We start from the raw sequence: 7,638 nt of genomic DNA on the forward strand, positions 1-7,638 counted from the left end.
GAAAAAGTAAGGATATAGCTGTAAATGCTATATCCTTACTAGAATTATACACATTGGAAGTGATGAGATGAAATATGTAGATGTCCTAAAAGCGTTGGCAGATCAAAATCGCTTAGCTATTCTATGTTATTTAATGAGTGGGAGTAAATGTGTTTGTGAAATTGAAAATATTTTACCGATTTCACAGTCTGCCACATCAAAGCAATTAGGAAGACTTAGAATTGTTGGATTAATTGATGCGGAAAAAAAAGGACAGTGGGTGTATTATCAGTTGACCCCGCAGATCTATGAATTGTATCCGTTTTTAAAAGAATTGCTAAAAGAAGTAGATGAGCAATATGAATTTAGTAAAAAAGGAAAACCAATGAATTGTAGAGATGATGAATCGTAGAGGAGATTGCTTAATGAAAAAAGTAGCGTTCGTATGTGTCCATAATTCTTGTAGATCTCAAATGGCAGAAGCTTTTTGTAGGGTACTGGGGTTAGATGTTATAGAGCCTTTTTCGGCTGGAACTGAAAAAAAGAATCAAATAAATAAAGATGCAGTTCGTATAATGAAGGAAATCGGTGTGGATATGGAAATCCATCAATATTCAAAGTTATTAAATGAAATTCCGAAAGTTGATATAGTAATTACAATGGGGTGTAATGTGAAATGTCCTCTGGTACAATGTTCGCATCGTGAGGACTGGGGGTTGGAAGATCCATCGGGGAAAAGCGATATAGAGTTTCGCAAAACTAGAAATTTAATTCAGAAAAAAGTAGATGATTTAATTTATAGAGTTAAATCAGAAATTATATAGAATCTAAAAAATGGGTTATTTACTTGATTTTGGACTATCGTAACAATTACATACATCAAACATATATTATCTCCTTGAAATACTACAAAGTAAATTTCAAGGAGGTTTTTTTATGCCTAAATTTGACTATCTAACAGATGAACAGTTACTAGAAAGTATAATTCCTAGTAGTGCAGTAAAAGAAATGATTGCAACTTACGGTGGAGTACAACAGGCCCTTCTCAACGCCACAGCAAGGGAACTCAAAAAATTTCCAAGCATTGGAACAAGCCGAGCAAAGCAACTTTGCTATATAACAGAACTCGCCAAAAGATTGGACAGCAAGCTCAATCCGCCACCAACAGCCATCAAAAAAACAGAAGACATTTTCTCAACCTGCAAAGAAAGGCTAGAATTAACACCTTGAAAAAATCAAATAGAAAATAATTGATCCGCTTAATCATAAATATTGCGATTAAGCGGATTTTTTACTTTTGTGAGGGGGGAAGATAATGCCTTGGTTACAACTAGTGATCTTAGGATTAAAAATCATCGCCAACAAAAGGTAATTATAGATAATGAAGCTGTTGAAATTATATTTAATGAAGAAAATAAATGTGCGTAATTTGATAATATGAAGGGAGATACTCTTGAATTTGAGTATCTCCCTTTCGTAATGACTGATGATACGGAAAATATTGATTTACTACCGACTGAAAATGTAAAGACAGTAAAGAAAAAGATAATTAAAGGTTAAATAATATATAAAATTTTTTCGTTATTAAAATAATTACTTAATTCTTGAGAAAAGAATTCTTTATATTCAGCAAGAGTTTCTTTGGAATAAACGTATTTTCCATACCCAAACTGACCAAATTTAAAAGTTCGATTTTTTTCATTCATAGGAAGTAAAGTATTGGGGAAGATTTCAAGAATATTATTCTTTGCCGCGGCAGTATAACGATGGGAGATTATTTCAAAGGTAATAGGATATTTGCCTAACAAGATGCCAATTTGCTCAATTAAAGCTTTATATTTTGGCTTATTTTCCTTAGTCCAAAATACTGGTGCAATAATAATTCCTGTAGGATATCCAGCTTCGGCAAGCTGTTTAAGTGTGTCTAATCTCTTAGCTAATGGTGGTGTACGGTGTTCATAGGCGTTAATCACAGCATCTATATTTAAACTTAACCTAATTTCAGTGTGGTTATTGTGTTCAAGAGTTAGCAGACTGTTAACATCAGTATACTTGCTTACAAAGCGAAATCGTCCTTGCTTAGTTTTAGCAAAATGAAGTATAGCATCCTCAAGCACATGAGTATAAGGTTCTAATGCCAATGGATCAGAAGTAGCTGACCCTTCAAAAATAGTTATCTCTGGTAACCTGGATTTGATATATTCATCCGCTTTTGAAAATATTTCTTCGGAATTTGCATAAATTTTAATATAGGGACGTTTGGCCATCTGAGTATTGAGATAGCAATATTCGCACATCCCCATGCATCCACTAACTAAAGGAAGTTGATAATGGGCAGAAGGCTTGCATGATTGAAATTCGCTGATTTTTCTAACACCAATAACCAAGGTGTTTTTACCCTGTTGATATTTTGCTGGAGCATCACCTTTTAAAATAATACGAGTAGTTTTTTGATAATGAATAGGAATAGATTTTTCTTCGAAAAATTTTTGTAAGGCTTTACCTTTTGGATAGGTTAATGCTTTTTCTTCAAATATAACTAATTTAGGAATAAACATTATATTATCACCTTTACGATTATAGATAGAAAAGTAGCAGTAAAGTACATTTTTTTGAATCCATTATGATTTTTCTTAGTTTTATCATATAATTGAAGGTTTATCCAAAGTTTAAGATTGAATAGATAAGTTTAAATATGAAAATATTTATGGGTTATATGGATATGTGTTAATAAACTATGAGAGGAGTTTTTGAATTCTAATACCATTAAGGTTGGTATTAGAATTTTTAAGGAAAATTTTATTACTCTGTATTTATAGATTGTATGAGAGTCGTATTCCCCAGAAAAAACGCAATTTACGAAATTCGATTTAAATATAGAATTGGTGTTAATACTTTTGGTCTTAAGAAAAAATCGTTCAATCTTAGATCGCTGGAGAAGGTGGATATAGTTATCTAGCCCCAAAATATAAAGTAACAAATGAATGTATGATACAACGCTGGGCGAAAGCTGTCATGTATTTGGTAATGAAGGATTAATGCATTCACGAAAAAATGAAAAGAAAATTATAGTTTTAATTTAACATATATGTTTCACAAAAGGTTCATAATTTCTTCAAATTTAAATGATATCATTTTTTTAGTTAAAATAAATGAAGGAGTTTTGAATTATGAATATGACACATTACATGGAATTGTTGGCGGTTAATCAGCCTTGGAACTTAATTTTCTATATGGTAATACCAGTATTTTTAGCAGAAGCTTTAGTTGCTACTGAATTTTTTACAGTTTATCTTAAAAATTCTCATCCTGGTAACTGGAAAAAATGGAATAAGCGCTTAGGCATAGTCTTAGGATTTTACTTTTTGGGGATAGCATTGCAATTATGTGTTAATGTTATTCCATCTATCCAATGGCGGGGTATTTTAGACGTATTAGCAGTTGGTTCTTATGTTAGTGGTGTAATTCCGCTTCTGGGAATTTCCTTATTAGAACTAGGTATTATTGCTCCCAATAAGTCTGAGGATGAAAAGATGAAAGTGCATTTTCTTTTATTGATAGCGTTTCTAATTGTTTCACATATTGCTATGGTATTTGGCATGTCAGATCCAACATTGCTTGGTTGGCAGCCTAATACTATGGAAATACATCATCATATGAAGTAATATTATAATATTAGTATTAAAAGGGTACTTTAGGGTACCCTTTTAATACTAAATAGATAAAAAATATGCAAGGGAATGAAGTAACCATGCAACACACTGTATTGATTGTAGATGATGATAAGAAAATTGTAAATTTGTTAGAAGCTTATTTTCAATTGGAGAATTTTATAACCAGTGCATCTTATGATGGGCAGGAAGCTTTGCTATGGATTCGTGAGAAACATCCGGATATTGTTATATTAGATTTAATGTTGCCACAAATAAGTGGGTTGGAAATTTGTCGGCAAATACGTATGGAAAGCAATGTGCCGATTATAATGCTCACGGCTAGAGATGAAGAAGCCGATAAGTTGATTGGATTAGAAATAGGTGCTGATGACTATGTTACCAAACCGTTCAGCCCGCGTGAAGTTGTTACTAGAGCTAAAGTTATTTTACGACGCTCAAAAAATGTATCGAATGCTGATGAGCTGATTCGCGTTGGCAATATATCTATTGATATTGCTAAACATATTGTAAGTAAAGGAAAATTTACTATAGAGTTGACACCAACGGAATTTAAAATACTTGAGTTATTAGCGGCGAATCCTAATCAGGTATTTACACGGTTACAAATTGTTGAACAAGTACAAGGCTATGCTTTTGACGGATATGAACGTACGATAGATGCGCATATTAAAAATCTTCGTCGAAAGCTAAAAGATAGTCAACAAGAGTCAACTTATATACAGACAGTTTATGGAATAGGCTATAAATTAGCCAGTGATTATAATGTTTAATATTACTTGGCGAATTACTGGACTGATGTTTTTAACGATTTTGATAACTGTATTTTTACTGGTGTATTTAGCTAATCACCAAATGGAACTACATTTTAACACATACTTAAATGCGCAGAGTATTGATATGATAAATAAAATCGGTATGGATACACCGGAACAAATTTTTTTACAGTCGATTCATCATTCTCTATATTGGGTAGGTGCTATTCTTTTAATATTGGGTCTTATTGCTAGTTTTCTAGTTGCACAAAGTATCACTATTCCGATTCACAAGTTAGGTAAAGGTGTAGATTCTTTAAAAAAAGGAAATTATGGAGAGAAAGTAGATGTTATAGCTAATGATGAAATAGGTGAATTAGCTGTTGCTTTTAATGATATGTCAAAATCCTTAGCAGATAGTATTACTCTAAGAAAACAACTATTGGCTGATATTGCTCATGAATTAAAAACGCCATTGTCTGTAATACAGGGGAATTTAGAAGGTATGTTAGAAAATGTGATTAAGCGTAGTGATGAACAAATTCAATCACTATATGAAGAAACTTTACATTTGAATCGAATGATTAATGATTTGAAGGATTTAACGTTAGCCGAAACTAATCAGCTGACTTTGGAAAAAAAAGCTACGGATATCAATATTCTTATTGGTCGAGCATTGAATATGCTGGAGGCAATCGCAGATGATCAAGGGATTCTATTTGTAAAAAAATTGCAACCGGTTCCGGATGTTTTTGTTGATGTCAATCGCATAAATCAGGTACTTTATAACCTATTGGTAAATGCTTTGCGTTACACTCCTGATCAGGGGATAATTACTGTATATAGTGCATTGGTGGAAAAAAACAATGAAAGCTGGGTACAAATTATTATTGAAGATACGGGGTGTGGTATTTCTCAAAAAGATTTGCCATTTATTTTTGAACATTTTTATCGAGCTGATAAATCGCGAGATAAAAAAAGTGGTGGTTCTGGTATTGGACTAGCAATCGTCAAACAATTGCTAGAGATTCATAATGGATCGATACAGGCAACTAGTGTAGTGGGACAAGGTAGTAGGTTTATTATCTATTTGCCAGTTTCAACTGATATATAAAGTAGATTAGTATCTATATTTTAAATAGTCTAAAAATTTTTTAACTGCCAATGAGGCAGTTTTTTTATTGCGTAGAGCAATTGCGATATTTCTATATGCAGGAATATCGAGTTCTTTTAGAATGATCTTATAGGGAATCCGCTTTAATATTAATTGTGGTAGAATAATGATTCCTAAACCGCTTTCCACCATAGACATGATGGCATAATCATCCCAAGTTGTAAAACGTATCTTAGCAAAAGCTTAACTGAAAAAATATATAATACCAAGGTTGAAATAGCAAGGGAGCTGCAAGATATCAAGTATCAGGAAGAGGATTACAAATCTTATCGGGAAGAAATTGTAAATGAGCTTTTAACGTCAATAAAAGAATTGAATGAACAAAGTTTTCGGGTAAAAATGCACCAAAGATATGTAGATACCTATAAAAACAAAGATGCTTGGAATAATCTTGGGACTGGCAGTATAGCCGAAATAAAGGAGCATATATCAGCACTGATTACTTCGCTTAATGATGATGAATTGGCGAAGTGGTTCGATTATCTAATTTATACTGTTGATTTAGCCTACCTGCAAAATAGGAATGCAGGTAAGCCGATTAGAAGCATTATTCAAACAGCGGAAGAACTGTCTAAACTTACCTCGATTCCGCAAGTGATGCAGCAAAAATATACTATTGAAAAGGTACAAACGGATGAATTTTGGGAAAGTGCAGATATCCTAGAGCTGGAAGAGGTAAGAGAAGCCTTAAGAGAGTTAATTAAATTTATTGAAAAAGAAAAGCAAAAAATGTATTATACCAATTTTAGAGATGAAATCATTGAAGTGAAAGAAAACGATTCAATGTATATTGTGAATGACCTCAAGGATTATAAAAAGAAAGTAACCTTTTATCTCAAAGCCCATCAAGATGAGCTAGCAATCTATAAATTGCGTAATAATAAACAGCTTACTAAGATTGATTTGCAAACACTTGAGCGAATTATGTGGGAAGAACTAGGTAGTAAGGCTGAATATGAAAAAGAATATGGCAATACTCCGGTGGCTAAGCTAGTAAGAAAAATAGTTGGGGTCGATAGAGGTGCTGCCAATGAAGCTTTTAGTAAGTTCTTGAGTGAAGAAAAGCTAAATGTAGTACAGATACGATTTGTAAAGTTAATTGTGGACTATATCGTAACCAATGGTCTGATAGAAGATAATCGAGTATTTCAGGAAGAGCCGTTTAGAAGCCTCGGGAGCATTACAACGCTTTTCAAAGACAAAATGCAAGATGCAAGGGAAATAATGGATATCATAGCAGAGGTGAATAGCAATTGTGAAAGGGTTGTATAGAAGATGAAAGTGATGCATATTTATAAGTATATTTGTATAGGAATATAAGGAAATTGGGATTGTGAAAATCGTATTTGAGCGGTTTACAAAATAGAGTTTAGGAAAGTGTCTGCATAAAATAAAAATATAACCTTGTCACTATATAGTTTTGGAGATGATTCTATGATGACAATACCAGAATTGGCATGTATCTTGAAAATAGAGATGCTGATTTTGAAATAATTAAACATGATACACCGATCAGCACAGTACAAGATGCAAAGCAATATTTTAATATTGACTTTGCGGCACCTGTATTTGTAGTTCAGAGTGAAAAAGGAATCATGGTGCTAATTACGAGTGCTAAACGTGGTAAGTTAGATTTTAAAAAAATTAGTATGGAAATAGGAATTTCAAAATTAAAATTAGCAAATCGAGAAATAGCTGAAAAAGAAACGGGCTATAAAATAGGTTCTATGCCTTTAATTGGAAGTAACTTACCATGTATTTTTGATAAATCTTTGTTGAACTTTAAATACATTTATGGTGGTAGTGGGGATGCATTACATACTTTGAAAATCAAGCCTAATGATGTAGAGCACTTAAATAATGTTGTTTTTAGTTTTAATTAAACACATAGGTTTTGGGATAAAAATATTATAATGTCATATAGGAGAGTACATATTATGGATGGAACAATTCGCAGTAATATAAAAATAGGTGCAAGTGTTATGGTAGTACAGAAACAGGATCAGAGAACAGGAAAGCTTACTCAGGGAATCGTTCAAAGGATACTTACAAATTCACC

The 7,638-nt window shown here is 32.5% G+C and carries 13 protein-coding genes; 11 read left to right on the forward strand and 2 right to left on the reverse strand.

The window, feature by feature from the left end:
* The first annotated feature begins 67 nt into the window (after nt 1-67).
* The 5 genes from ACWZFG_RS12925 (at nt 68) to ACWZFG_RS12945 (ending at nt 1,539) form a co-directional block, all read left to right on the forward strand.
* On the forward strand, nt 68-391 hold the full coding sequence (locus tag ACWZFG_RS12925; RefSeq protein ID WP_455577778.1) for an ArsR/SmtB family transcription factor: 324 nt from the start codon (nt 68-70) through the stop codon (nt 389-391).
* A 13-nt stretch (nt 392-404) separates the two neighbouring features.
* Nucleotides 405-803, forward strand: a complete 399-nt coding sequence (locus ACWZFG_RS12930) for an arsenate reductase ArsC (protein ID WP_177505453.1) — start codon at nt 405-407, stop codon at nt 801-803.
* A 112-nt stretch (nt 804-915) separates the two neighbouring features.
* Nucleotides 916-1,209, forward strand: a complete 294-nt coding sequence (locus tag ACWZFG_RS12935; RefSeq protein WP_177505452.1) for a hypothetical protein — start codon at nt 916-918, stop codon at nt 1,207-1,209.
* A gap of 69 nt (nt 1,210-1,278) precedes the next feature.
* Entirely contained in the window at nt 1,279-1,407 is a 129-nt protein-coding gene (locus tag ACWZFG_RS12940; protein WP_455577779.1) for a hypothetical protein, read from the forward strand.
* Nucleotides 1,408-1,416: 9 nt separating this feature from the next.
* On the forward strand, nt 1,417-1,539 hold the full coding sequence (locus tag ACWZFG_RS12945) for a hypothetical protein (RefSeq protein ID WP_455577780.1): 123 nt from the start codon (nt 1,417-1,419) through the stop codon (nt 1,537-1,539).
* Here the strand turns inward: ACWZFG_RS12945 and splB are convergent.
* Nucleotides 1,536-2,537 (reverse strand): spore photoproduct lyase, encoded by a 1,002-nt coding sequence (splB, locus tag ACWZFG_RS12950; RefSeq protein WP_455577781.1) that lies wholly within the window; start codon nt 2,535-2,537, stop codon nt 1,536-1,538. The genes ACWZFG_RS12945 and splB overlap by 4 nt on opposite strands.
* Before the next feature lie 612 nt (nt 2,538-3,149).
* Here splB and ACWZFG_RS12955 point away from each other — a divergent pair.
* The 3 genes from ACWZFG_RS12955 (at nt 3,150) to ACWZFG_RS12965 (ending at nt 5,519) form a co-directional block, all read left to right on the forward strand.
* On the forward strand, nt 3,150-3,644 hold the full coding sequence (locus tag ACWZFG_RS12955; protein ID WP_455577782.1) for a DUF6803 family protein: 495 nt from the start codon (nt 3,150-3,152) through the stop codon (nt 3,642-3,644).
* A gap of 65 nt (nt 3,645-3,709) precedes the next feature.
* A complete protein-coding gene (locus tag ACWZFG_RS12960; protein WP_455577783.1) occupies nt 3,710-4,423 on the forward strand; it encodes a response regulator in 714 nt (237 codons plus the stop codon).
* Nucleotides 4,416-5,519, forward strand: a complete 1,104-nt coding sequence (locus ACWZFG_RS12965) for a sensor histidine kinase (protein WP_177505449.1) — start codon at nt 4,416-4,418, stop codon at nt 5,517-5,519. The genes ACWZFG_RS12960 and ACWZFG_RS12965 overlap by 8 nt, the downstream gene beginning before the upstream one ends.
* 6 nt (nt 5,520-5,525) lie before the next feature.
* On the opposite strand, the gene ACWZFG_RS12970 is transcribed toward ACWZFG_RS12965, so the two are convergent.
* On the reverse strand, nt 5,526-5,750 hold the full coding sequence (locus ACWZFG_RS12970; protein WP_455577786.1) for a LysR family transcriptional regulator substrate-binding protein: 225 nt from the start codon (nt 5,748-5,750) through the stop codon (nt 5,526-5,528).
* 141 nt (nt 5,751-5,891) lie between these two features.
* Here ACWZFG_RS12970 and ACWZFG_RS12975 point away from each other — a divergent pair, with 141 nt between their 5' ends.
* The 3 genes from ACWZFG_RS12975 to ACWZFG_RS12985 all read left to right on the forward strand — a co-directional run.
* A complete protein-coding gene (locus tag ACWZFG_RS12975) occupies nt 5,892-6,851 on the forward strand; it encodes a type I restriction-modification enzyme R subunit C-terminal domain-containing protein (RefSeq protein WP_455577784.1) in 960 nt (319 codons plus the stop codon).
* A gap of 185 nt (nt 6,852-7,036) precedes the next feature.
* On the forward strand, nt 7,037-7,462 hold the full coding sequence (locus ACWZFG_RS12980) for an aminoacyl-tRNA deacylase (RefSeq protein WP_455577785.1): 426 nt from the start codon (nt 7,037-7,039) through the stop codon (nt 7,460-7,462).
* A gap of 54 nt (nt 7,463-7,516) precedes the next feature.
* Nucleotides 7,517-7,638 (forward strand): DUF2196 domain-containing protein (locus ACWZFG_RS12985; protein WP_455577196.1); only part of this gene is annotated, 122 nt, incomplete at its 3' end.

Source organism: Anaerosinus sp., assembly GCF_965318445.1.

What these genes read in the sequence shown, in the direction of transcription:
- ACWZFG_RS12925 (WP_455577778.1), top strand. Translation starts at nt 68, where the DNA reads ATGAAATATGTAGATGTCCTAAAAGCGTTGGCAGATCAAAATCGCTTA.
- ACWZFG_RS12930 (WP_177505453.1), top strand. Translation starts at nt 405, where the DNA reads ATGAAAAAAGTAGCGTTCGTATGTGTCCATAATTCTTGTAGATCTCAA.
- ACWZFG_RS12935 (WP_177505452.1), top strand. Translation starts at nt 916, where the DNA reads ATGCCTAAATTTGACTATCTAACAGATGAACAGTTACTAGAAAGTATA.
- ACWZFG_RS12945 (WP_455577780.1), top strand. Translation starts at nt 1,417, where the DNA reads ATGAAGGGAGATACTCTTGAATTTGAGTATCTCCCTTTCGTAATGACT.
- splB (WP_455577781.1), bottom strand. Translation starts at nt 2,537, where the DNA reads ATGTTTATTCCTAAATTAGTTATATTTGAAGAAAAAGCATTAACCTAT.
- ACWZFG_RS12955 (WP_455577782.1), top strand. Translation starts at nt 3,150, where the DNA reads ATGAATATGACACATTACATGGAATTGTTGGCGGTTAATCAGCCTTGG.
- ACWZFG_RS12960 (WP_455577783.1), top strand. Translation starts at nt 3,710, where the DNA reads ATGCAAGGGAATGAAGTAACCATGCAACACACTGTATTGATTGTAGAT.
- ACWZFG_RS12965 (WP_177505449.1), top strand. Translation starts at nt 4,416, where the DNA reads ATGTTTAATATTACTTGGCGAATTACTGGACTGATGTTTTTAACGATT.
- ACWZFG_RS12980 (WP_455577785.1), top strand. Translation starts at nt 7,037, where the DNA reads ATGTATCTTGAAAATAGAGATGCTGATTTTGAAATAATTAAACATGAT.